This window comes from Mycobacterium sp. 48b, from assembly GCF_048282725.1.
Taxonomy (GTDB): Bacteria; Actinomycetota; Actinomycetes; order Mycobacteriales; family Mycobacteriaceae; genus Mycobacterium.
In genome coordinates, this window is sequence record NZ_JBLVUL010000001.1 from 6,306,062 (window position 1) to 6,330,655 (window position 24,594).

At 61.4% G+C, this 24,594-nt stretch carries 16 protein-coding genes; 4 read left to right on the forward strand and 12 right to left on the reverse strand.

Going from position 1 to position 24,594, the window contains the following annotated elements; genetic code table 11:
• Positions 1-451 precede the first annotated feature (451 nt).
• The 3 genes from ACNQR1_RS30870 to mcrC are packed head-to-tail and all read left to right on the forward strand — an operon-like array spanning position 452 to position 3,929.
• On the forward strand, positions 452-973 hold the full coding sequence (locus ACNQR1_RS30870) for a hypothetical protein (protein ID WP_418049342.1): 522 nt from the start codon (positions 452-454) through the stop codon (positions 971-973).
• On the forward strand, positions 970-2,799 hold the full coding sequence (locus ACNQR1_RS30875; protein ID WP_418049343.1) for an AAA family ATPase: 1,830 nt from the start codon (positions 970-972) through the stop codon (positions 2,797-2,799). The genes ACNQR1_RS30870 and ACNQR1_RS30875 overlap by 4 nt, the downstream gene beginning before the upstream one ends.
• Positions 2,796-3,929 carry a 5-methylcytosine-specific restriction endonuclease system specificity protein McrC gene (gene mcrC, locus ACNQR1_RS30880; protein WP_418049344.1) on the forward strand — a complete coding sequence of 378 codons (1,134 nt, stop codon included), beginning with the start codon at positions 2,796-2,798 and terminating at the stop codon, positions 3,927-3,929. The genes ACNQR1_RS30875 and mcrC overlap by 4 nt, the downstream gene beginning before the upstream one ends.
• Positions 3,930-4,385: 456 nt before the next feature.
• Here mcrC and ACNQR1_RS30885 read toward each other — a convergent pair whose 3' ends face one another.
• The 12 genes from ACNQR1_RS30885 to ACNQR1_RS30940 form a co-directional block, all read right to left on the reverse strand.
• On the reverse strand, positions 4,386-6,821 hold the full coding sequence (locus ACNQR1_RS30885; protein ID WP_418049345.1) for an AAA family ATPase: 2,436 nt from the start codon (positions 6,819-6,821) through the stop codon (positions 4,386-4,388).
• 25 nt (positions 6,822-6,846) lie between these two features.
• A complete protein-coding gene (locus ACNQR1_RS30890; protein ID WP_418049346.1) occupies positions 6,847-7,590 on the reverse strand; it encodes a hypothetical protein in 744 nt (247 codons plus the stop codon).
• Between the two features lie 789 nt (positions 7,591-8,379).
• The gene (locus ACNQR1_RS30895; RefSeq protein WP_418049347.1) at positions 8,380-9,762 is read right to left on the reverse strand and encodes a DUF2130 domain-containing protein; all 1,383 of its coding nucleotides are present in this window, start codon (positions 9,760-9,762) and stop codon (positions 8,380-8,382) included.
• Positions 9,763-9,854: 92 nt separating this feature from the next.
• Positions 9,855-13,004, reverse strand: coding sequence for a type I restriction endonuclease subunit R (locus ACNQR1_RS30900; protein WP_418049348.1), 3,150 nt, complete (start codon positions 13,002-13,004; stop codon positions 9,855-9,857).
• Positions 13,001-13,747, reverse strand: a complete 747-nt coding sequence (locus ACNQR1_RS30905; RefSeq protein WP_418049349.1) for a TIGR02391 family protein — start codon at positions 13,745-13,747, stop codon at positions 13,001-13,003. Before ACNQR1_RS30905 ends, ACNQR1_RS30900 begins: the two co-directional genes overlap by 4 nt.
• Positions 13,744-14,736 carry a restriction endonuclease subunit S gene (locus ACNQR1_RS30910; protein ID WP_418049350.1) on the reverse strand — a complete coding sequence of 331 codons (993 nt, stop codon included), beginning with the start codon at positions 14,734-14,736 and terminating at the stop codon, positions 13,744-13,746. The genes ACNQR1_RS30905 and ACNQR1_RS30910 overlap by 4 nt, the downstream gene beginning before the upstream one ends.
• A gap of 116 nt (positions 14,737-14,852) precedes the next feature.
• A complete protein-coding gene (locus ACNQR1_RS30915) occupies positions 14,853-16,421 on the reverse strand; it encodes a type I restriction-modification system subunit M (RefSeq protein ID WP_418049351.1) in 1,569 nt (522 codons plus the stop codon).
• Positions 16,422-16,513: 92 nt separating this feature from the next.
• On the reverse strand, positions 16,514-18,358 hold the full coding sequence (locus tag ACNQR1_RS30920; protein WP_418049352.1) for a DUF3696 domain-containing protein: 1,845 nt from the start codon (positions 18,356-18,358) through the stop codon (positions 16,514-16,516).
• On the reverse strand, positions 18,355-19,257 hold the full coding sequence (locus tag ACNQR1_RS30925) for a hypothetical protein (RefSeq protein WP_418049353.1): 903 nt from the start codon (positions 19,255-19,257) through the stop codon (positions 18,355-18,357). Before ACNQR1_RS30925 ends, ACNQR1_RS30920 begins: the two co-directional genes overlap by 4 nt.
• Positions 19,254-20,255 (reverse strand): hypothetical protein, encoded by a 1,002-nt coding sequence (locus ACNQR1_RS30930; RefSeq protein WP_418049354.1) that lies wholly within the window; start codon positions 20,253-20,255, stop codon positions 19,254-19,256. The genes ACNQR1_RS30925 and ACNQR1_RS30930 overlap by 4 nt, the downstream gene beginning before the upstream one ends.
• Positions 20,240-20,833 carry a hypothetical protein gene (locus ACNQR1_RS30935; protein ID WP_418049355.1) on the reverse strand — a complete coding sequence of 198 codons (594 nt, stop codon included), beginning with the start codon at positions 20,831-20,833 and terminating at the stop codon, positions 20,240-20,242. Before ACNQR1_RS30935 ends, ACNQR1_RS30930 begins: the two co-directional genes overlap by 16 nt.
• Positions 20,834-20,999: 166 nt before the next feature.
• Positions 21,000-24,098 (reverse strand): DUF3427 domain-containing protein, encoded by a 3,099-nt coding sequence (locus tag ACNQR1_RS30940; RefSeq protein ID WP_418049356.1) that lies wholly within the window; start codon positions 24,096-24,098, stop codon positions 21,000-21,002.
• 198 nt (positions 24,099-24,296) lie between these two features.
• Between ACNQR1_RS30940 and ACNQR1_RS30945 the strand changes: the two genes are divergently transcribed.
• Positions 24,297-24,593, forward strand: coding sequence for a type VII secretion target (locus ACNQR1_RS30945; protein ID WP_418049357.1), 297 nt, complete (start codon positions 24,297-24,299; stop codon positions 24,591-24,593).
• The last annotated feature ends 1 nt before the right edge of the window (position 24,594 follow it).

Genomic DNA, 24,594 nt, shown 5'->3' on the forward strand with positions numbered 1-24,594 from the left:
ATCCCGCTCTGCGCGTGAGCCCATGGGATGAAGGCACGCAGTAGATCGGGCGCGTCCAACACGATTTCCAACGGAATGTAGGTGTCGTCGTAGCACGGCCGCCCGATCGCGCGTTCAATGCGGATCTCGCTCCACCGCAGCGGATCACACGCCGCACACATTGGTCGAGTAGGTTCCGTACGCCACGAGTCGGGTCCAGTAGGGCGCCTCGTTGCCCGGAGCAAAGTCGGGGGCCATTTGCCGACGCCTGTCGGTCCGCGATGAGACGATGCACCGCATAGAACAGCGAGCAGTCCTTCTCGCATCGCGTCGCCCACGCAGACGACTCGGTGACAATCCTGAGGGGGCGAGGGAGATGAAGTGCAGTGAAAGTCGGCCGCGCGACCGGTAGCTCAGCGACTCGTCACACGTTCTACAGGCCCGACCCCAACACAGACTCGAGGAGTGACGCGTGAAGGTAGTTTTCCTGCACGGCATCGGTGACGGTGACCCGCACTTCGCCTGGCTGCGCGAGCTAAACCAGGGGCTTACTCAAGCCGGTCATGGTCCCATCGACCGCGAGCAGGTGATCGCGCCGCGTTATTCCTCCTGTCTCCGCACCGAAGGCCGCTCGGCAAAACTGCCCCCGGTGACGTACAAGCCAAAGGATGAGCCGACGGCCCGGCGCGAGTTCGAGCGTCGGCACGCCCGCGTGCAGCGCCTACGTGTAGCTGCCGAACATACCCGCAAGCTCCTGGATCTGCCCTACGACACAAAACTGAGGTATCAGCTCACCGACTTCGAAGGCCATTTTTCGGCGCTTGTGAACCGAATAGAGCCATACAGCGATCCAAAGTCACTGCGCCTCGGACAACTTGGTGCCGCTAAGGAGGCCATCAATGCCGTTTTACGGTTCATGATCGAGAAGGGATTATCCCCGGCAACATTGGCCGACGGGAAGCGGCAGTCGATCGATACTGGAGCTGACCGATGAGCAGCCCGGACTCTGTCGACGATGTTCCCTCTTGGCCGAAATTTGCCAGGCCGATCCTTGAAGTGCTCAGCGACGGTCAGGTCTGGAGGACCCGTGATCTAAAGCCAGCGGCTATGGATCACCTTCAGTTGTCCGATCAACAGCGCACCGTCACGTTGCTCTCTGGTCAAGGCCAAGCCGACAACCGAGCTGGCTGGGCCCTCTCATTCCTCACGCGTGCCGAAGCCGTCGAGAAAATCAAAAACGGCGAGAACCGGATAACCGACTTCGGCAGGCAGATGCTCACGAGCCACCCGACCGAGATCACCGAGGCTGATCTAGAAGCCATCCCGGCATTCCAGGCATACGTCCCGAAGAAACGTGCGACGACTCCTGTCGCCGTTGACACGGAAAACCTTCCGTCCCACTGGTTCGTCGGCGCGTTCTACACGGCGCCTGATGACGACTACAGCGGCCCCGTCGGTGACCAGACCGAGCGGTTCATCGAGATCGGACGCTGGGTGAATGGCAACCAGGGTAAGTACCTCGACATCGTGAAGGCCATGAAGCCCGGCGAGCGGATCGCCATCAAGGCCGCCTTCACGCGCAAGCACGACCTACCGTTCGACCCCAAGGGAAACCGTGTGTCTGTGATGGCTATCAAAGCCACCGGCACCATCACCCACAATCACGGTGACGGCTACACAGTCGATGTCGCCTGGGATACACCGGAACCCGTGAAGGAGTGGTACTTCTACACGAATCAGCAGACGGTGTGGCGGGTAAAGCAGACCGATTGGAAGTCCAAGGCACTGATTGACTTCACCTTCAATGATGCCGAACAGGACTACGACGAGTTCCGCAACTCGGATTACTGGGTCGAGCGATTCGGTGACGCAGCACCGGATGTCCTCGACGAGGGCGAGGAAGAAACCAGCGAGGAAGAAACTGCCGAGGCGCCCACCTATGGAGTGTCAGAGATCATCGAAGACGGGTGCTTCCTCGCCGAGGAGACACTCACCGGCTACCTCGATGCCTTGGAGCGCAAGAAGAACCTGATCTTGCAAGGGCCGCCCGGAACCGGCAAGACATGGCTGGCAAAACGGCTAGGGCGGGCACTTATCGGTTCAGGGGCTGCCGACCTGCTCCAGTCCGTCCAATTCCACCCCACTTTGTCTTACGAAGACTTCGTGCGGGGATGGCGTCCTAGTGGCGACGGCACGCTCACCCTCGTCGACGGGCTTTTCCTGGAAGTTATGAAGAGGGCGGAGAGCACGCCCGGCAGTAAGCACGTCCTGGTTATCGAGGAGATCAACCGGGGCAATCTGGCTCAGATCTTCGGCGAACTGCTCACGCTGCTGGAGGCGGACAAGCGGGACCCCGCCGAGGCGCTGACCCTTACGTACCGTAAAGCTGGCGAGGCCCCCGTCCACATCCCGGCCAACCTCTACATCATCGGAACGATGAATCTTGCCGACCGCTCGCTGGCAATCGTCGACTTTGCCCTGCGCCGAAGGTTTGCCTTCGCCGATCTGTCACCGCAGTTCAACGAGGCCTGGCGCAAATGGGTCGCCCTTCGCAATGGCATCGACACGACGATTCTCGAATCGTTGGCGGATCGGATCCGCGTGCTGAACCAGCGGATCGCCGACGATCCGTCGTTGGGTGAGCAGTACCGCATAGGGCATAGCTTCTTCACACCGGCGCACGACTCCGCGATTGATGATTTCGCGAGTTGGGTCCGGGGCGTTGTCGCGCAGGAGGTCCGGCCGCTGCTCGCCGAATACTGGTTTGACGACCCAGCTAGAGTCGCCGCCGAGACAGCAGCGTTGATCGGCTCGCCGTGACCAGTCCTGGGGTCATCGTCAGTGGCAGCACCCACATCCCCGTGCGAAACCTGTGGTTACTGATGCTGTATGCGTCTCGCCTCTACCAGCGCAACGAGTTTCTGCGGCATCGAAGCGTGGAGGAGAATCCCGCGGATCTGTTCGAACTGGTGGCGGAGGTGCTGGTGACCGCCGTCGAGCGACGTCTGCAGCGTAGTCTCGGCCGCCAGTACCGTGAGCGTGCCGCCACACTCACGCGCGTGCGTGGCCAGATTGATCTGCTAGCTACGGAGTCGAAAAAGCTTCTCGCCCAAGGCCGGGTCGCCTGCCGATTCGACGAACTGTCGGTCGACAACCTGCGCAACAGGACCCTGCTTGCCGCTCTTGTGATCGCTGCACGGCAGGTCGATAGTCAGACTCTCGAACGCCGGGCGCGCGGCCTGGCGGACGCGCTGACCCAGTACGGGGTCTCACCGAGGCTGATCACCGTGCGCGAAGCATGCCAACTGAGACTCGGCCGCAACGAGCAGGACGACGCCGAAGCAGTGGATGCCGCACGGCTGCTGCTACAGATGGCTATCCCCGCCGAAGATTCTGGACGGGCAAGCGGCCGCGACCCCGAACGGGAGGCCACTGAGGTTCGTCGGTTGTACGAGGCCGCGGTGCGAGGTTTCTATAAGGCGGTGCTGCCGCCGAACTGGTCGGTGGCTGACGGGGAGACGCAGCATCGCTGGCCGGTTAGTCACGCGACGGACGGTTTGATCGCCATTCTGCCGATCATGAAAACCGACACACTCCTCGAGACCGCCGATCGTCGCATCATCGTCGAAACCAAGTTCGCCGATTCATTGAGACCGAACCAGTATGGCTTGACAAGACTTTCGCGCGACCACATCTTCCAGCTATACGCCTACGTGCAATCGCAACATGATCACGACGAATTGTCCCGTACTTCCGAGGGCGTGCTGTTGTACCCCGTGGTTGGGCAGCAGTTGGACGAGTCCGCAACAATTCAAGAGCATCGCTATCGGTTTCTAACCGTTGACCTAGCCGCCAGCGCCAGCCATATCCGAAAGACCTTGCTGCGTGTGCCTTTTCCGGAGGGCTCGCCCGAGCCCAAGCACCCTGCCATGTACCACCGTGGAAATTGATAGCGTTCAACGAGGTAACAATCCCTGTCGGGAGCGTAAACGCCTGCACCTGAGGGGTTCAGAGACTCGTCCCGCCAGTTTCTCGTGAGTCGGCCCCATTGTCCGTCGAGTCGGTGCAAACCTCTATCACCTGCCGAACGAGGTGACGGACCTCGGATGCCGAGGGCTGCAGCTCGTACGCATGGCGGTGCACAGCACGGCTCAGTCCGTTCCACGCTTTTTTGGCCTTCTCCCCCAACCCAACTCCGTGAAGTGCGCCCAACGCGACAAGCTTCGAGCTCGTTGTCGGCAGCCTGTCAGTGTTCACCTGCGTCGCCCACGGGGCACTCATCTCGTCCAGCCATTCTTCGAAGGCGCAGCGCGCGAGGAGCGCAGCGGTCCGTGGACCGCGGACACCGAGGGCCACAGTTCCGCCCAACACTTGCTCTGCGTATGCCAACAACTCTGCCCGATCTGTCATGAGACGAGCTTCTCCAAATCGCCGACGGCCAGCCGAGTGGAGTTCACTGCATCGCGGTAGTCGGTTACCCCTTTGTGTGCGCCGCTGGCGGCCACCCACAATGCCGCACGTCGCGCCGATCCACCGGACAGCCATTTATCCACTGCGGCCTTGTCTTCCGGGTTCACCGCCAGGCCGAGGCGGGCCCTGGTCAAGGGCGCTAACTCCCACGCCTGTTCGACCTCGGCATGTGGCACACCTCGTGCTAGTTGTCGCGCACAGAAGACATCCCATGCGGCGGACTCCAGGGCATCACGGCAGAGGACCGGAACGGCAGCCTTCTTTATCGCGTCAGGGACGGCGTCATCGGCAGCGATTGCGTAGGCGTCTTTGAGCATCCTCGTCGCAGGCCGGTTCGCTGTTGACGGCTCAACAACGGAGTTCGTCCCTCGGGCGATCTCTACGATGTGTGCCTGAACGCGGGATCGCCGGATGGCAGCGGGTAGCCGGTCGTCGTGTGTAAACACAATGACCTGTCTGGTGACAGCCAGTTTGGTCAGAACCTGAAGGAAGCCATCGATTTTCGACGGGTCCATCGCCTGGATTGGATCGTCGAGCACCATGAACCGAAATGGACTAGCTGCCGAAGTCGCGCGGGGAATGAAGACCGCCAGTGCCAAGGCTTGCAGCTCGCCCTGGCTCATCACGCCGAAGGCTTCGGTATCGGATCCGTCTACATCCGCCTTGAGTACGACCCGCCGGGTGGTCTTCTGCCCCGCCAGCTCGATCGCACCCAGCTCGACGTTGCTTTCCTGCCGTAGCGTCGCCCAAATCTGTCGGGCTTGCTCGGCAAGCGGTTCGATGCGCTGGCTACGCAGCTTGGTCGCGTTGTCCTGCAGCCAGTTCAGAGACTCAGAGGCTACGGCCAGGGCGGAGGCCACAGCCTCGGCTCGCTCTGCCTTGCCAAGCCATTCCGCGAGTTGTAAGGCGACGGGGCTCCAGGCGTCTTCCCGCTCTTTGATCAGCCCAGCTGCCTGTTGCTGCAGCGCTGCGTACGCGTCACGCAATGCGGGCAACTTCTGCTGTACGTGGTCGGCCAGCGCGTGCTCACCGTCAGTGGGCAGGGATGCGAACGCTTCGTATGCTGCCTGTGCCGTGGGCAAGTGCGACAGTGACGGATCCGGCTCCGGCGGCGCGTCCACTGCGTGCACCACGTTGGCCAGCTCCGCACGCGCCTGCCTAGTGGCCGCCCGTGCTGACGACAAAGACTGCGCTGATTGCTGGGACTCTTCGAGCGCCGCCCGTGCGGCCACCACCCACTGCGCGGTCAGATCACCGCTGCCGCAGACGGGGCACTTCTGATCACCGTGAATGGCGTGGAACTCGAGGCTCAGCTCGAGTAACTGAACGCGGTCGGCGTTGAGGATGTCAGCGCGACCGACCTCAGCTTTTTCCGCATCAGCCGCCAATCGCAAGTTCTGGCAGGCCTGCGCGACCTCGTGTTCGTCCGGGGCAGATAGATTCTGTGCGCAGCTCCATGCCGAAGGCATGGTCGGCGCGGCGCCCTCTGTGATCAACGGCCGCACAGCGTTCAGGTCCGGGCGACGCTTTTTCAGCTCTACCAACGCTTTTACTGCGCGCGGGTCCTCGTGTGACTCCAGCTTGGGGCGAAGGAGATCGCGAGCGCTCTTCTGTGCAGCTGACAGCTGTTTGAGTTGTTTGACCTCAGCATCGAGTCGGGCCATGGCAGTCGTCAGCTGTTCCAGACCGAGCAGCTTGTGCAGCTGGTCATAGAAGTCGCTCGGCCGTCCTTCGAGGATCCCGCCCAGCTCGTCATAGCTGAGCAAGGGCCGGTACATCTCCAGGGCACCGGCCCACCCGAGCACGGCCGTGTCTTCGCGCTTCTTCCCGTCCCGCTGCACCCACGTCTTGAGCGCGTCAACATCGACATCGCCGGCCGGCCAGTCCACCCCAATCACCGTTGCGCCCGAACCTTCTTCGGCCAGTTTGACCCGGATCTGCGCGGGCTCGCCCGCGTGCAGGTTCCGCCAATTCTGCGACCACACCGCGGCCTTGTTCTTCCAGCGTGAGTTCGTGCCCGTCAGTGCGAGCTCAAGTCCTTCGGCCAGGGTGGATTTACCCGATCCGTTGCGGCCAGCCACCACGATCAAACCCGGGCCAGGCTGGAAGAGCAGAGTGACGGCTGGCCCGATTCCTCGGAAGCCCCGAACGGTGATGGAATGCAGGTAGGCGCCTACGGGTTCGGTATCCCCTTTCGCCTCTGCGGTCAGCGCTTGCACCAGCTCTGCCGGCGTGGCGTTATCGCTCAGCACCTCAGCTAGATCGTCGCCGCCTTCCATCGCAGCGAGGACCACGAACTTGGCCGGTTCGCTCAGCTGCTCGTCCGCGTCTGCCAATGACAGAACGAAGTTCTTCAAGCGGTCGTCCGACATGTCCCCCCACTTTCTGGCCACCTGATTAATGACTAGCGGAAAATGTCACTGGCGCAGTGAACAACGTCAGTTCAAGCTCTTCCGCAGAGCAATCCAACGCCGTACCCGCTTGACACATCCAGTGCAGATAAACGGCGTACCGATACGGGCTCCATGCTCGCGACCTGCCACCATCACCCACCAGGCGTGGCATTCCACTGAGTGCGGCGACCTTGCGGGCGAGTACGTTGTCCAGGATCAGCGCTCCAGGAGTAGTGAAGTACAGGAACTTAGTAAAGAACGCTGGTCCGAATCCTTTGATCCTGGACCAGGGTTCAAGATTGGCGACGGCGCGGCGCTCTGGGTCTTCACCACCGTAGAACATGGTGTAACCGGCAATGACGTCCTCAGAGGCCGCTTCAGCCGCCCGGCTCAGCAGCAGGCCAAGGCGTCCAGCGGTCGACTCGACAATGTCCCGGTATCGATGCGGACCATAACCAATCTTCCCTGTGCCCCACACATAAGATGCAGTGAAAACATCCGTCAAATTGCCGGTTTGGGCCATGTCGAACACGTCGCCACGGGATACACGATCATTCTCAGCCAGTCGATCAGGTAACAGCCCAGCCCAACTTCCTGGGTTGTAGCCGACGCGATGAGCTCGCACCCCACCTTCGCCAAGCTCATCTCGCTTAGCAGTGACGAGCCCCCGTAATTTTTCAACGTGATGGTCCGCCAGCGGATATTCCGCAGCTTCCTGACAAGCTTGATCATCGTGAACGTACGTCATCGGTAACTCATTTCAGTCATGGAATGACGACCACGCCGGCTGGCGACAGTTTGAGCACGCCCACGTCCAGGGCCCGTTGCAGCGCCGCTTCCAGCCGCGCACCGATAGCCTGAGTAACTCGTTTGCCGCCCAAGAGCGTCAGGGCTTCCCGTTTGATTTCCTCGCGCTCAACACCGCCGGTCCATCTGCAGCGTCCTTCTTGCGGATTAGCTCTGCCCGGTCACCGCCGGCCGGAACCAGCGGTGCCAGGACCGTTGTGACGAACGGTGACAGGCCCCGGGCAAGCATCGGCAGCACCTGCCCGACAAGTGAATGATGATCAACAGGGTCCATGACTCACACCCGCCACTTCATGGTCTGGTGCCCACCATGCAGCGCTGTACAGCTCAGAACAATGGGACCTGCGTACGAGATAATTAACGAATATGAAAGCATGCGCCGAGGCGGCGTGGTAGACGTTTCGGGGCAACGTTTCGGAAGGCCATGTCACGGTGTCCGTCGAGTAGCCGAGGTTCAAGGACTGCGCCGTCGGCGAGGCGGTTGACAGGCCGTGATGGTCGCAAGCATTGTTGCCCGCAAGCCATCCGCACGGTGGCCATCGGAGCCTCCAGCGGTCTGATGAATGTCCGCAGGTGCGAACCGACCGGAATGTCAGAACCCGCTGACGAACAACGCCTGGTCGTGTCTCGTCCTCACCATATTGACCACCGCTCAACGGACGAACAATTTCAACGAGCAAACCTGCGGGATTCGTTGAGTGAAGGCCAAGGGGGTCCTCAAACAGGTTGGTCAGGCGGCCCCAGACTCTTGCGGCGGTTCGAGTTCGGCGAACTTGGCCTGCATCGTCTCGTTACCCCGGGTGAGCTTCTTGACACTGAGCGCGGTCGCCTTGTCGTTGGCGAGGCGCAGGTTGTTCTCGGAGCCGAGGAGAGCGTCCTTTACCTTCTGGAGGCGGTCGATAGCGGTGTCGATATCTTTGATGGCCGCATCGAATTTTCGCTTCGCGAGGTCGTAGTTCCTGCCGAAAGCCGACTTGAATCCATCGAGCTCGGCCTCAAAGTTGGTGATGTCGATGTTCTGCTTCTTCACCTGCTCCAACTCGGCCTTGACGACGATGGTCTCCTGGGCAGCATTGCGCAGCAGGGCGACCATGGCGAGGAAGAATTGCGGCCGTACGACGAACATCTTCGGGTACTCGTGTGAGACGTCGGTGATTCCGGTGTACAGCTCGGAGCCTTCTTCGAGCATGGACACGAGTACGGCGTACTCGCAGTCCTTTTCCCGCCGGTCTTTGTCGAGCTTGGCGAAGAAGTCGGCGTTTTTCTTCTTGTTCGACGAGCCGTCCGCCTCGTTCTTCATTTCGAACATGATCGAGATGTACTCGACCCCATCATCGTTGAAGTCCCGGAAAACGAAGTCACCCTTGGCTCCGCCGGATGCGTCGTTGTCCTTGGCGAATTCGGCGTTCGGGAACGCGAGCGCCCGTACCCGGTTGAACTCGGTCTCGCAGTGCTGCTCGAGGTCCTCGCCGAGCAGCTTCACGGAAAGCTTGGCCTTCAGGTCCTTGAGACGTTCGATGAGATCATCTTTGAGGGCAATCTCCATGGAGTGGCTCTCCTTGAGCGCTGCCTCGGTGACCTTCTGCTCAGCCTCCTGCAGAGCGAGCTTGTTCTCGGTCTGGGCGAGCTTGTGCTGCACTGCCGAGACGGCCTTCTCGAGGGCGAGCTCCTGGGTTGTGGCTGCCTTATCGAGTTCGGCCTTGAGCCGCTGGATCTCCGAATCCTTCTCGACAGCGGTCTTCTGGGCCTCCTCGCCCACCTTCGCGATCGCCAGAGCCTGGGCGGTGTCCGCGCCTTCCAGCTCAGCCTTCAGACGCTCGATCTGAGAATCCTTGTTGCCGAGTGCTTTCTGGGCCTCCTCAGCGGCCGTCGCAATCGCCAGGGCCCGCGCGGTGCCGGCCCCTTCAACTTCGGTCATTAGCCGCTGAATCTCAGCGTCCTGTTTTGCGGCAGCCTCATGCGCTTGCTGAGCGACCTTCGCCTCGGCGAGCTTGATCTCGGCCTTCTTGGCCTTCTCGGCCTCAGCAAGCCGCACGTGCAGTTCCTTCTCGAACTCCGCTGTGCGAACCTGCTGCACGAGGCTGGCGTAATCTGCCTCGTCGATGGTGAACACTGTCCCGCAGTGCGGGCATTTGATCTCGTTCATTGGCTACCTCCTTCCTGTGTCACTCATTTCAATCTGGCGTGACCGGGAGGATGTAAAACTCAGAGCGAGAATTCCTCATCGTTATCGGCGAACATCTCAGCCTGCTCGATGACCAACTCGATGGCCTCAAGTTCAGCATCAGGCGGGTAGTCATAGCGAACCAAGATGCGGCGGACTGCTGCCCGCATCCTTGCACGCACGCTCTCCTTGACGTCCCAGTCGATCGTCCAGTTGTCGCGGATGGTTCGCACAAGGTCGCGGGCGATAGCTTTCAGGGTCTCGTCTCCGAGTTCCATTACAGCCGAATCATTTTGAGCGACGGCGTCGTAGAAGGCGATCTCGTCCTCGCGAAGGCCAAGGGCGGCGTGTCGATTCATGTCGTCACGCATCTGCTTTGCAAGTGTCACAAGTTCGGCGATGATCTGCGCCGAGGTGAGCGACCGGTTGTTGTACCGGTTGACGGCGTCGTCGAGCATCTCGGAGAATTTCCGGGTTTGCACGACGTTGCTCCGCTTGACCGTCTTGATCCGGTCGTCGAGAAGCCGACGTAGGAGACCGATCTGGAGATTCGGCTTGTCCTTGTGCGCAAGGCCATCGAGGAACTCATCGGAGATGATCGACAGCTCGGGTGTCTCGACGCCGGCGAGCTGGTAAATGTCGATAACCTTGTCGCCCAGCACCGCTTCGTTTACAAGCTGCCCGATAGCGGTATCCAGGTCTACCGCGCCCGATCCGCTGCGACCGGAACCAGGGTCGAGAATCTTCAGGATCGCGGCACGCACATCGACAAACAGACGCACGTCGTCGCGGATCGCGGCTGCTTCGTCCCGCGCCCCACACAGCGCGTATGTCTTTGCGAGAGCGAGCACTTGGTCGTTGTAGCGCTTAGTACGATCAGGATCGGCCATCACAAAATCGAGTACCTTCGCGTACTGCGCTAGCCTCTCCGACGCTGTCAGCCCTGGGGACGAGTCGAACGCCACTCCGTGTAGAAGTGACGTCACGATGTCATGCTTTTCGAGCATGACGGCGACCATCTCGTCGATGGGTACGCCCGCTTGGTCACGGTCCGACGGCGAGTACACCTTAAGCGCCTCTTGCAGGCTGGAGTAGACCCCGATCAGGTCAACAATCAGGCCGCCTGGTTTGTCGCGGAAGGTCCGGTTGACGCGCGCAATGGCCTGCATCAGGCCCGCACCCTGCATCGTCTTGTCGACGTACATCGTGTGCATCGCGGGCGCGTCGAAGCCGGTGAGCCACATGTCGCGCACGATCACGAGTTCCAGCTCGTCGTCGGGATTCTTTGCCCGGAGCTGGATTTCCTTCCGGGTGGACTTGTCGTGTAGATGCGGCTGGAACTCCTGCGGATCGGATGCGGACCCGGTCATAACAACCTTGATCTTGCCTGTGCGATGGTCGTCTGTGTGCCACTCGGGTCGTAGAGCGACGATTTTCTCGTAAAGCTTGACCGCGATACGGCGGCTCATGGCAACGATCATGCCCTTACCGACGAGGGATTCTCGCCGCTTCTCCCAGTGCTCGACGATCTCATGCGCGACCAGGTCGAGACGCTCGTCCGCACCGACGATCGCTTCGAGCCGAGCCCAGCGAGACTTGGCCGCCGTTGCTGCGGTCGCTTCGACCTGCTCGGTGATCTCGTCGGCAAGGCCATCGAGTTCGCCGGAGATCGCTTCGCTCAGCCCAACCTTGACGAGCCTGGGTTCGTAGAAGATCTTGACGGTCGCACCATCCTCGACGGCGCGGGTAAGGTCGTAAATGTCGATGTAATCCCCGAACACAGCCTGCGTGGACTTGTCGGCGGTCTCGATCGGCGTTCCAGTGAAGCCCAGGCAGGTTGCACCGGGGAGCGCGTCCCGCATGTGTTTGGCGAGGCCGGCCTTGAGCCGCCCCTCAGAGTCAAGGGTCTCGCCGAAGCCATACTGCGAGCGGTGCGCCTCGTCGGCGACGACGATGACGTTGCGGCGGTCGGTAAGCACAGGGTTGGTGTCGCCGCGCGCCTCGGGTGCGAACTTCTGCAGCGTCGTGAAGATGATGCCGCCGGAGGCGCGCTGGAGCAGCTCGCGCAGATGCGTGCGGTCCTCTGCCTGTACCGGCTTTTCGGGGAGGATCGTTGCGGGCGAGAAGGTCTCGCCGAAGAGCTGGTCATCGAGGTCGTTGCGGTCGGTGATGAAGACGAGGGTCGGGTTCTCCATACGCGGATCGCGCATTATCTTCGCGGCGTAGAACACCATCTCGAAGCTCTTACCCGACCCTTGGGTATGCCAGACCACACCACCGCGTTTGTCGCCCTCGGGGCTGGCGGCCTTCACAGTTGACTCGACCGCGGTGTTGACCGCCCAGTACTGGTGGTACTTCGCGACCCGCTTCACGAGAGAACGCATCGGCTGACCGGTGGCCTTGTCAGTGATCGTCTCGTCGCTGAAAACCACGAAGTTACGGAGGACGTCGAGGAATCGCTTCGGCTCGAATACGCCTCGGATGAGCACTTCGAGGGAGGGCCGGGCGGTGACGACGTCTCGGCCGTCGATGGTCTTCCACGGCGCGTAGTGCTCGAACGCGCCCGTGAACGAACTCATGGCGGCGCTAGGCACTCCGTCGGAGATGACGGTGACCGCGTTGAAGTCAAAGATCGGCGCGATGTCGTGGCGGTACGTCTGCAGTTGGTTCCAGGCACCCTTCATATCCGCGTTCTCTTCGGCGGGATTCTTCAGCTCGAAGAGGGCTAGCGGCATGCCGTTCACGAAGATGACGACGTCCGGGCGACGGTTCTTTCCGTCTTTCGTCACTGTGTACTGGTTGACCGCCACCCAGTCGTTCATGTCGGGATTCTCGAAGTCGAGCAACCTCACGCGGACGGTACGCGTCTGACCGTCGGCCCCACGATGCTCGACCGGCACTCCGCCAATGAGGAACTGGTGGATTCGGTAGTTCTCATCGATCGGGTTCTGGGATTCCGGGCGGAGGAGCCGCTTGATGGCCTGGTCGATGACTGTGTTATCGACGCCAGCGTTCAGCCCGCGAACCGTGGGTAGCAGGCGGTCGATGAGCACGACGTCGGCGAACGAGTCGCGCAGTTGTGGGCCAACGCCGCCAGGCGAGATACTAGGACCGTGGAGAGTCTGGTAGCCGAGGTCGGCGAGCCACTCCAGAGCGGCCTGTTCGACGACGGATTCGTTGAAGTTGCTCACGGTGCTGTTTCTACCTCCGCGTCGCCTACCCACCGGGCGAGTACGCTCAGCGCAGCAAGGTATTCCAGCGCGGTCTGCTCGTCAATGTCCCTAGGGTCTTCGTGGTTGAACGGGTTGCGAATCCCGGCGTAGCTATCTTCTGCCAGTGCCCAGGCACCGCGCTGGACCGACTTGTAGGTGTCGGTGTCGTCAGGCTCCTTGCGCCGCAGCCGTGGCTTCCCGTGGGCCGGGGCATCGAGGCTGAACGCCTGCTTGAACAAATCGGTCTCGCTGATATCGCGACGCCTGAACTTGTTCTGTGTGTCGGCGTTGAGCTTTTTGGCAGCGTCTTCGACGGCGGAACGGTAGTGCCCCGACTGCCACAGCGACCGAGCGCCGCTCCACACCCATGGATGTAGTTGACCCGCCGAGAACTGCGGCGCATCGTTGCCCAGCTTCTCGCGCAGCTCTTGCTCACGCCGCAGGGCTGCGATGCCACGTCCGGCCCAGTCGCGCAGGTGGTTCCAGCGAGCTTTCTTCCGTACCTCTGCGGTCCGGTCGTCGGCATGGCGCCACTTCGGTAACACGCGATCGAGGACCTGCTCGACGTGCGCAAGTTCCGCGACCTCAGAGTCGGCAGACCGCTGGTGAGTTCCCAGCATTACGACACCGCTCCCCGGACGGTTGTTGTATCCGACTTGGTCGGTTGCTCGTACGAGCTCCTGTAACGCGTTGATGGCCCACTCGGAGTCGATATTGCTCACGGCGCCTCCTCTATCGGAACCCGAATCCGGCCCGACAACAGCTCCGGAAGGAGCGCATCGCGCACCGCGGCCAGACGATCATTCTCAATAGCTAGGTGGTCGGCATGGCGTTCGATGGCGAGCAACTCGACCTCAAGGACAGCCATCTTCGCGGCGTCCGGCAGGAGCACCTGAAGTTCGCCGAGTCGGGTAGGACTGAGTTCAGTTTGGCCCGTACTCCCTTCGCCCAGTGCCTCGATCTCGGGCACGCGCACAAGCATCGCGTATGCCAGCACCGTGGGACCAACCTCCGCGAGCTCTGGCTTGACCACTGAGACATGACTGTCGACAAAGACAGAGCCCTCGTGCCATCGAGCAACTCGCCCGAGAGTGCCGACCCCAGTCGAGTTCACCAGGATGTCTCCGCCCGACGCCTTCTTTGCGGGCGCGACAACTCGGTTCTGTGTGCGCCGTGCCGGCGCCAATGACACCCAGCCGTCGCGGATGCACTTCTGGTTCAGCACGAGTGGTGCCGAAATCTCGTTGTCGGCGTACCTGGGCGCAGCTCCACGAGCGATACTCATTGTCACGGACCGGAGCGGACGCTCAACGCCCCCCTCAGCGACGGCACCAAAAAGTCGCGCAGCTCCCAGCTTTCGCAACAGACCACGCTGGCGCTGGTTGGACTCAATCTTTTCGTCGATCGCTCCGAGCGTCGCGGCGATGACACGCTGCTCATCAACCGGGGGGACGTCAACGGGAATGTTGGCGATGTAGTTTCGATTGAGCATTGGCTGAACGCTGCCAGAATTGTACGCACTCAGGTCCGTTGTCAAAAACCAGTAGTACGCGAATTTTGGATGGTTGCCGAGGAAGTCTTTCGCGTACAGGACTGTATTTAGTGGCCAGAAGTCTTCGTCTGACCAAGTCGGTCTGCCGAGGTTGGTTGCTCGCCCGATAACAAACCCGGGACCTTTGACGGGAGCTTCATTGTGCCAACCGCTGACCACCCCGGACGAGAGCACTTTGCACGGCCCTGGCACTCGGAGGCGACTCGGAAGATCAAAGCCACGTTGGAGCAGTATGAACTCGGACAAAGGTTTGCGGGACCAGCCAGAAGGCAGTGTCATAGACGTAGTCCTCCTAGGTGCCCGCGCACCACATCCTCAAGCTTTCGTCCTCGATCGAACTCGGCGAATAGCTCGTTGGTCAGTCGCCCAATCTTGTCGGATGTTGGCTCATCGTCTTCCTCGGCTACTTCGGTGCCGACGTAGCGCCCGGGGGTCAGGACGAAGTCGTGCTTCTTGATCTCGTCGAGGCTGGCCGCCTTTGCGAAGCCGGGTTCGTCCTGGTAGCTGCCATCGCGATTCCGCCATGAGTGGTAGGCATCCGCGATTTGCCCGATGTCGTCATCCGACAGCTCTCGTAGGCGGCGGTTGATCATTCCTCCGAGTCTTCGGGCGTCGATGAACAGCACCTCGCCCTTGCGTACGCGGTGCTGTGCGTTACCGCCGCGGGCCCTGCTGACGAACCAGAGGCTCACTGAAATGCCCGTGTTGAAGAAGAGCCTGTCGGGCATTGCCACGATGCAGTCGACGAGGTCGGCCTCGACGAGTTTGCGCCGGATGTCACCTTCGCCACCCGTCTTAGAGCTGAGCGACCCGTTGGCGAGCACGAACCCAGCGTTGCCGCGTGGACTCAGGTGATGGATGAAATGCTGCACCCAGGCGAAGTTAGCGTTCCCCTCAGGTGGCGTGCCGTACTTCCAGCGCGGGTCATCTGCAAGCTTGGCGTTCCACCATTCGCTCACATTGAACGGAGGGTTCGCGAGGACGAAGTCGGCCCGTAGGTCGGGATGCAGATCCTGTGTGAAGGAGTCAGCAGACTTGTCGCCCAGGTCCGCGTCGATACCACGCAGGGCGAGGTTCATCTTCGCGAGCTTCCAGGTAGTTGCGGTGAATTCCTGGCCGTACACCGAGATGTCGTTGCGTTTGCCGCCATGCGCCTTCACGAACTCGGCGGACTGAACGAACATGCCTCCCGATCCGCATGCGGGGTCGTAGACGCGGCCATGGTATGGCTCGAGCATCTCGACCAAAGTCTTGACCACGGAGCGCGGCGTGTAGAACGCTCCCGCATCCTTGCCGGTCTCCTTGCCGGCAAACTGGCCGAGAAAATACTCGTATACACGACCGAGCACATCATCAGAGCCGTGGTCGTCGCTCTGGGTGAATCCGATGGAGCCGATGATGTCAACGAGCTGGCCGAGGCGACCCTTGTCGAGATCCTCGCGACCGTAATTGCGCGGCAGCACGCCACGCAGCTTCGGGTTTTCACGCTCGATGAGATCCATCGCATTGTCGATGGATTCGCCGATCTCAGGCTGCTTGGCGGACTTCTGAATGATGCCCCACCGAGCAGCGGCGGGAACCCAGAAGACAGAGTGGCTGGTGTACTCGTCGCGGTCCTCGACGAGACGCTCGATTTGCTCGGGCTTCAGCCCTTCGGCTGCAAGTTCGGCCTCAATCTCCTTGCGGCGACCCTCGAATCGGTCGGAGATGTACTTGAGGAACACCAAGCCAAGCACAACGTGCTTGTATTCGCTCGGCTCCTGGTTGCCGCGCAAGGCGTCGGCAGCATCCCAGAGCTTTTGCTCCAGGGTCTTGGTATCGACCTTGCGTGCGGCTCGTGCCATTCGGCGTCTCCCTATCTGCGTCGTTGTCGTGGATTCTCGACCGGACACCAAGACCAATCCGGCTAGGTGGCGCCGATGTAAAGTGCTGCTGTCTATTCCGTCTGGGCAGCCTTGGCGCGGCGCTTTTTGATTGCCGCCGAAAGGATCGCGTGTTCTTCCTCGGTGGCCTGGTCGAAGAAGTTCTCTGGCCACTCCTCGATCCCGCCGTACTCGTTCGTCTCCACGAGGTCGTAGGTGGTCGCGCCGTTAACGCGCTTCGCAAAGTAGATACCAATCGTGTCCTGAAGGGCATCATCGAAATGCTCAGCAACATGCCGTCGCAATCGCGAAATCATGTACTCACTGTGGGTCTCGACGATGAGGTGCCGTCCGCTTTGAGCGATCGTCAATAGGAAGTCAGTAAGGCGCTGTTGCACCCGTGGATTGAGATGCAATTCAGGTTGTTCGATCAGGAGCAACGCGCCGACAGGTGCCTGCACGCACATAACTATGACCGGCAATAACTGGCTGACGCCGGTACCCACACTGGTTAAGTCGAGTTCTCCGTCGACATCTTTTTGCCGTACCTGCATTTGGATCCCGAAGCGGCCTTGGTCCGAAACCGAGAAGCTCTCACCAATATCGAGGTATTCGGCCCATCGGTTGACGGCCGTGATGAGCTGGATTGGACGACGGGAGGGCTTGATCGTTCCGTCAGGCTGCGGAGTCGGGATGCTGACTTTCCGGCCACCGTGTCGTTGCAGTACGGACGCCGTGAATTCACCCTTCGGTCCGACATAGGTGTCGTCGCCTTCAGGAGAGTCTGGATATGAGGCCCGGGGTTCGTCGCGGAGCGGGCCGAGGTACCGGATACTCGTGCTCAGATAAGCGGACGCGAGATTCGACGCCCTGCCCAGGTCGTCCAGGCGGTGAGGGAACGGGACTTCCCCTTGAATTCCACCCTTGGTCAGCTCGTCGACAACCGCATCGCTGAATGTCTCGGACGACGCTATGTTGAGGTCGATCTTGGCGCGTGTCTCAGGAGCCTTGGAACTGAGCTCGACGCGCACAGCGTCCGCGTACTCAGCCTTCGCGTGGGCCACCGCGGCATGCACCGAGAGCAGAACACGGCCAACTTCCTCAATTGCTTTGGCCTCGGTGAAGAGGTCAGGTTCGATCTCGTCGCGCTCTCGGATCGATCGTCGGAGGAGCATATCGCGCCAAGCCTCGAACAGGACTTCTGCGCGTGGGCGCATCACCGAGGCGTCGAGCGGAAAGCCACCAGTGACGAGGATGTCGACGACTTCTAGCAGGTTTCCATTGGCACCGGCGAACTGTCCCGAAAAGTAGTGCGGGATGGAACGCGCATCATCGTCTTCGTCGAGCGGAACGAGCTCTTCGGCGTCGTCATCCGCGATGGCAAGTACCCACGCTCTGTCCACACGCGGGGCGTTAATGGGAAGCGTGTCAAGGTCGTTAGGCTTGAGGTCGACATTGAGCCGCTCGATCTTGGCGACACCCTTCTGTTGCGTCGATTCGCCAAGCTTGACCTCCCAGGACAGAGTTGCCAGCACTGGCGCTGTCTGTCTGGGGGCGAGCCACTTGCCCTCCTGATATGTGCCTCGCGGAGCTTGAATCTCGAAATCGGCGCCGATGATTAGCGGTTCTTCGTCGCTGCCGGGGCCCCGGTACTTTACTTCGGCGACGGTGCCGAGACGGACCCCGCGGCCATTGAGCGGATAGAGGTAACCCGTTGTTCCTGTCGCCTGGCTAGCGGCGCGGATGCTCTGGAGCAGTGTGCTCTTGCCCGCGCTGTTCGCTCCAACGACGACGGTCAGTGGGCGAAGCTCGACCTCGGCGTTTCGAACTGATTTGAAGTTCTGGAGACGCCAGCGGCGAAGGGTGATGCCCCGGCGCATCACGGAGGGCAAGCGGCGCTCGATCAGCGGATTACTCATGCGTAGACCTCTCGGTACTGGGTGACGCGCGCGCTGGCGGAAACAAGGATTATCTGGACGAGGCGTCCATCGCGAGTGTGGGCGGGGCGCGCCTCAATCGGACCTCGAATGTCGGTTGACCGGCCCAGGAGCCGCAGACTCGAATGTCCAGAATCGGACGCCATCTCCACTTGTAGAACCTGGCAGTGCTCCAGCGGTGAGTTGGCGGATTGAGTTGTGGGCGCTACGTCCGTGAGGTCGGCAAGTCTCCACAGGAGCCGTAGCGAGTTGTAGAGGCCGACCGCACGGTAGGCGGCGACGAGTTCATGGTCCAAGGCGATATCTACGAGCCAACCGGGGACTCGGGCTGCCCCGCGACCCACTCCTTCGACGACTTCGACCACGAACTCCTCAAATGCTGCGACTTCCGCTTCTGTGGAGGGAGCGCGAAGCGCGTTCGGGTCGATAGACGCAATCCGCCCGCCATCGATCATTTCGCGAGTGCAGTCTGCGGTTACGCTCTGAAGCCTCTTTAGCTCTTGGAGTTTGAAGTTCCACCGAGGATCGCTGCGGTCAACAACTGGTGGGCCGGCAACCGGACGATCTACCGCGTCGTCCTCGCGCAGCGCGGCGAGAGCCTCCAGAACCTCCGCGCCGACTCGCCCAATGCGCCGGTCGAGCTGGACCACCCACACGTAACCGAAAATGTCGGACTCAGCGAGGAGGTCGTAGGTGCGGCCGATCTCTTCGCCGGATAGGACGAGGTCGGTGCTTGAGCCGAACTCGACGTCGGGGCTGAGCAGTGTCACTCCGAGAGACTGCGTCGTCTCATCGAAATCTGTTACAAGCACCAACGCGGCCGGGGTATCTCGGTCCATCGCCAAGGCCCGGTAGATAACACCGATTTCGACATCGGTCATGGTGCACCTCCTCCTACCTTGGCGATTACAGCGGACTGCAGACGCCCCAAGATGTACCCGAGCACGGCTTCACTGTGCGAGGTGAGTTCGTCACGAATTTTCGTGAATGCGGACGCCTTGTACTTCGCTGCGGTGGGCCGGCTGACACCGAGGCGGTGTGCGATTTCTCCGTCAGAATCGCCAATCCACTTGCCAGCGAGCACCGTCGCCTCCTCAGACGTCAGCGCTGCTACAAGTCGCTCTGTGAGTTCGTTAGCCATGACTAGATCACCGGGGTTGAGTTCGCCGGATCTGTCTTCAGTCCCGGCCTCATCAGAGACAACCTCCGCTGTTGCGAAGACTGTCAACGATTCGTCCAGAATCTTTCGAAGTTCGAGTTCCTCGACCTCGCAAACGGCGTTACAGATTAGGACCAGAGCGTCGCTCAGGGTCTCCGCCGTCCAGATCGGGCTGGCTCTTTCGGTTCCATTACCAGGAAGGCGCGGTAGCGCCGCGAGAGATGCCGTGAGCCGTTGTGTGTAAGGCGTGGCCTCGAGACTGTGGCCAGCGATCCGCCAAGATCGTGGCTTCATCGTCACCTGCTCAAAGGGTGGCTCCCCTAGGCGATCGACGGCTCGATCGAACAAGTTATCGACCGCAGTCCTCTGCCTGCGATCGATCAGCGTCATTCTCACCTGGCGGTATATCAGCGCCCGGGCGTGGCCGAAGTCGTTTGCGACATCACAGATGTACTCAGCCTGGCCCTTTGCCATCATGCGTTCGACGACGTCTTGTACCAGGTCGTTGATCGCCTCGTCATCCCATGTGGCACTACGCGCGTAGACCGGGGGGCTGTATCGCCGGGTAACACGCGATGCGGCCGTCTTAATCTCTTGGAGCCAGCGCGAACCGATACCGCTGCGCTCGTACTCCTCGATCAAGGCCGTCAGGTCGCCAGTGCTCACATCGCCAAGGTCGAGTTCCTCCAGCAGGTCGCCGGCGTCTACTTCGTCTGCCATCGCGCCTTCATCACTGCGTCGATGGTGCTGTTGTCATCGTCGCTGCATAGCCGATGCGCCTCGTCGAGGGCATCCTTCGGAACGGGCAGTGGTCGCGAGACCACGATGCTGCCGTCGTCACCGAGCCAGCATTTGGGCCATTCGTCGCGATGGTTGTGCCCAGGGTTGAGAACTTCGACGCGATCGAGGCTGGACGTGCGGGCGAATACGTAGGCGATCGCGCCGGAACCCGGCCAGTGGCGGAGGATGATCGGCCTTTTGGCGCTGGGCTTCTGCGGAGCGAAGCCGACGATCGATTCGGTCTGCGCGAACCACGCCTCGCCGACAGGCGGGCCCATATTGAGCAGCCCTGCAAGATCAGACAGATCGAACCCCACCCGACATCCTTCGCTGCCGAAGCCGAGCTCGGCCGTGTGCGCCATCGAAACTTGGCAGAGTATATCGAGACCGGCTAACCGCACGCTTTCATTCAGGCGCTGAAACAACCGGATTTTCCGCAGGCTCGACTGGATGTGCGACCAGGGTGTGGTTGTTCCCTGTTGCGGGCAGACATCTGCATTCGGTAATGACGACGCCATTACCACAGCGTGGGATCGAGCGGACCCATGCGGGGGACCTCGTACCGTTCGCGAGCGGACCGATGCCACTCGAGCAGGTCAGCCTTGACGATCGACCTACCGGACAGTCTGATGGAGTGAACCCGGTACATATCAACCAGGTTCACTGCGCAGACCAGTCTCACTATCACGCCACCGCAGCCCGCGCCCTTAGGTACACCTCCATCGGCATTGCCTGACGCAAACGCCAGGTGATTGCCATCGGCCGCTCGCCCTCGTGCGAGACGTAGTCCGCTGGGCCCAAGAAGATGTACGGCGATGCACCGAACGCATTGGTCTTCGTCTCGCGCACGAACAGCAGAATGTGGGACCCGCGCTCACGGTGGTGGATGTACCGCCGCCCGGTCGGTGACGTCGCCGAGGTCATGGACTGTGACTCCCAGTGGAACAGTTCCGGGCTCAGCGCGAAGTCCCGGTACATAGTGGTCGGTGAGTAGTCGGTATCGGATTTTTTCAGCGTGATGAGGAACACGTCAGCGTTGACTTCCGGGCACCACGCGACGCCCTCCCTCATCGTGCTCGGCGTCCGCTTCTGAGATGCGAAGCCCAGCCCTGCCAGGATCTCCTCCCGCGAATAGCTGGCGTGCAGCGCTAGGGGCACGTCCACGAATTCGTCACCCATATTCCACAGTCCGTAGGTGCTGCGATGGGCAGCATCGAACGCGATATCGATAACCTGGCGCATCTCCCAAGCTACCGCCTCACCGCGAAGAAAGCCGAGTCCTTCTGCGACACTGCCGAACCCACCACCGTTGGGAAACAACGAGTAGAACAGCATGGCCGCCAACCGGGCCTCGGCGACGCCGTTCTCAGCTTGGTAATCCTGCAGGAACGCGCTGTAGGCCTTCCAGCGACGTTGGTCATCCACGTGCGCCAAGGCCTTCACTCGTTTGACCAGGTCGGCCTCGCGGGGCCCGAGCTGCTTCCTCAGCTTCCCGGCGTCTCGGCACAGCGTGGTCCACGACCGGTCGGTCCGCAGAATATCTTCGAGCCCGCGGCCCGACTCGTCCAGATACGACGCCAGTCGGTCGTCGGAATGCGCCCGAATCTCGGACACCAACACAGCCTTCTTCGGAGAGACCTGCTGGCGCACGTTCTCCAACACCAGCTCCCGGGCCACCGAGTCGAGCACGATCTGGCTACCCGACGGCAGGAACGGAAACCCTTCCTTGACTTGCTTTTCCAGCTGCTTGCGGCCCAGCCCAGTCAACGCACGGAACCGCTGATCGAACCGGAACTCTTTACGCTGGTGGCCCACGAAGTCGAGCGCCGTCAACACAGTCTTGCCGGGAGCAAGCCGCAGGCCGCGCCCTAGCTGCTGCAGGAACACGGTCGCGCTCTCGGTGGGCCGCAGGAACAGCACGGTGTCGACCAGCGGGATGTCGAGGCCCTCATTGAACAGGTCGACCGTGAACAGCACGTTGACGTCGCGATTGCGGAGCGCTGTCAGAGCCGTGCGCCGCTCGACAGAATCGTCGAGTCCAACGATGGCTCGGGCCGGGATGCCGGCAGCGACAAACTGGTCGGCCATATATCGGGCATGCTCGACGCTCACGCAGAAGCCGAGCGCCCGCATCGCTCCGACATCGGCGACTTTGTCCTGGAGCTGATCAAGCACGATGCGCGTCCTGGCGTCGTTGCCGGTGTAAATCTCGTTCAGCTCTGCCAGGTCGTAGCCGCCGCGCTTCCACTGCAGCGTTTCCAAGTCGGTGCCGTCGTGGATGCCGAAGTAGTGGAATGGGCACAGCAGGTTCTGCTCAAGCGCATCCCACAGCCGCAGTTCAGCAGCCACTCGTCCGCCGAAGAATGCCCGCACGTCGATACCGTCACCACGTTCCGGGGTCGCCGTGAGTCCGAGCAGTTCCATCGGCGCGATGTGGGCCAGCAGTCGGCGGTAGGACGCGGCCTGGGCATGGTGGAACTCGTCAATCACCACGATGTCGAAGTGGTTGGACTCAATGCTGGAAAGCCGGTCCGCGGTGAGGGATTGAATGCTGGCGAACACGTGGCGCCAGCGGGTCGGTTGATCGCCGTCGACCAGCAACTCACCGAACAGCGGGTCGGTGAGTACCTCCTGATACATCCGACGCGCCTGCTGCAGGATCTCCTTGCGGTGTGCCACAAACAGCAGCGTGAGGTCACGACCGTGAACTTCTCGGACGAGCCGGCGGTAGTCCAGGGCGGCGATCACGGTCTTTCCAGTACCGGTGGCGGCCACGATCAGGTTGCGATGGCGATCATGCAGCACGCGTTCGGCGTCCAGTTGTTCGAGGAGCTCGGCTTGATACGGCTTGGCGGTTACTTCCAGCCCGGACAGCGTCACTGCCAGCGGATCCCGCTGCTTTTTACCGGAGGCCACCTCCAACGCCAGCCTGAGCTTCTCTGAATCTTCAGCGGGGCGATAGAGCTCGAATTCGCGATTCTCCCAGTACGAGTCGAACGTTGCACGAAACTTGTCCAAGAGGTGTGGGGTGGAGATCGCTGAGAGCCGCACGTTCCATTCGAGGCCGTCGACGAGCGCGGCATGCGAGAGGTTGGATGAGCCGACATAGGCGGTGTGGAATCCGGTGTTGCGGCGCAACAGCCATGCCTTCGCGTGCAACCGGGTTCGGTCAGTCTCATAGTTGACCCGTATTTCCGCGCCGAAGTCGTTGACCAACGCGTCGAGGGCGCGGGCGTCCGTGGCCCCCAAGTAGGTGGTGGTGATGACCCGCAGCGGCACGCCGCGTTCACGCAGTTCGATGAGTTCGCGTTCCAGCAGGCGCAGACCCTGCCACTTCACAAATGCGCACAGCAGGTCCACGTGGTCGGCGCTGCCCAGCTCGGCCCGCAACTCTGCCGCCAGCGTCGGCTCGTTGCGGGCGTTCGTCATCAGCGCGGCGTCAGACAGCGGCGTCGCTGGACGCGGAAGCTGAAGCGCTCCGAGGGTTTTCGCGCTCACCGCGTCCAGGCGACGGATCTTCGCAGGATCGTCCTGATACAACACTTCTTGCTGTGCATTGGCATCGCCAAGCACCGCGATAATGTTGCGCAGCAGCTCCGCTCGCGCCTCGGGACTACCTGCTGCCTTCAGCTGCCGTTCGATCAGTGGCGTCAGATGCCGCGCGATCGTGATCGCCTGTTCAGCGTCGTCGACAGTGCTGAAGTCTGGCTGTAGGTCAGGCCGCTCGGCCAGAGCAGTGTTAAGTCGCTCCGTAAGCAGGGATTCGTAGAGTCCGGCATCCACGCCCGGAGGTTAGCGCGAGGGGCCGACTGGCGGGAGGGACCGGTAAGGATGGGCGTCAAGACAAACGTCGTAAAAGGACCCCGTGTCTTCTCGTCAAGAGTCGACAAGTTCGACTATCAAATGTTCCCGGACGGGATGTCGACAGCTAGCCAATTTGGTGCACGAGACCACCTCGACCTGCAGATATAGTTGGCCGACATGGGGGACCAGGTCAAGGTCAGCGCCGAGGGCTTGCACGCACTCGCAGACCAATGCGATGCCACTGCGGCAGCACTGACGGGCAGCATCAATCCGTCATCAGGTGGGCTACCTCGTCAAGCCACCACAACGGCGGTCCAGCAGGGCTCCAGTCTCGTCGAAGTCACCGCCGCGGTGCTCGCCTCGCGAGTGACAGAGACCGCCAAGAAGTTGCGGACGGCGGCCACCTCGTACACCAGCACTGATGATGGAGCTGCGAACAGGATCGCCGCGACCGGTCAGTCAGTCGAGGCCTGAC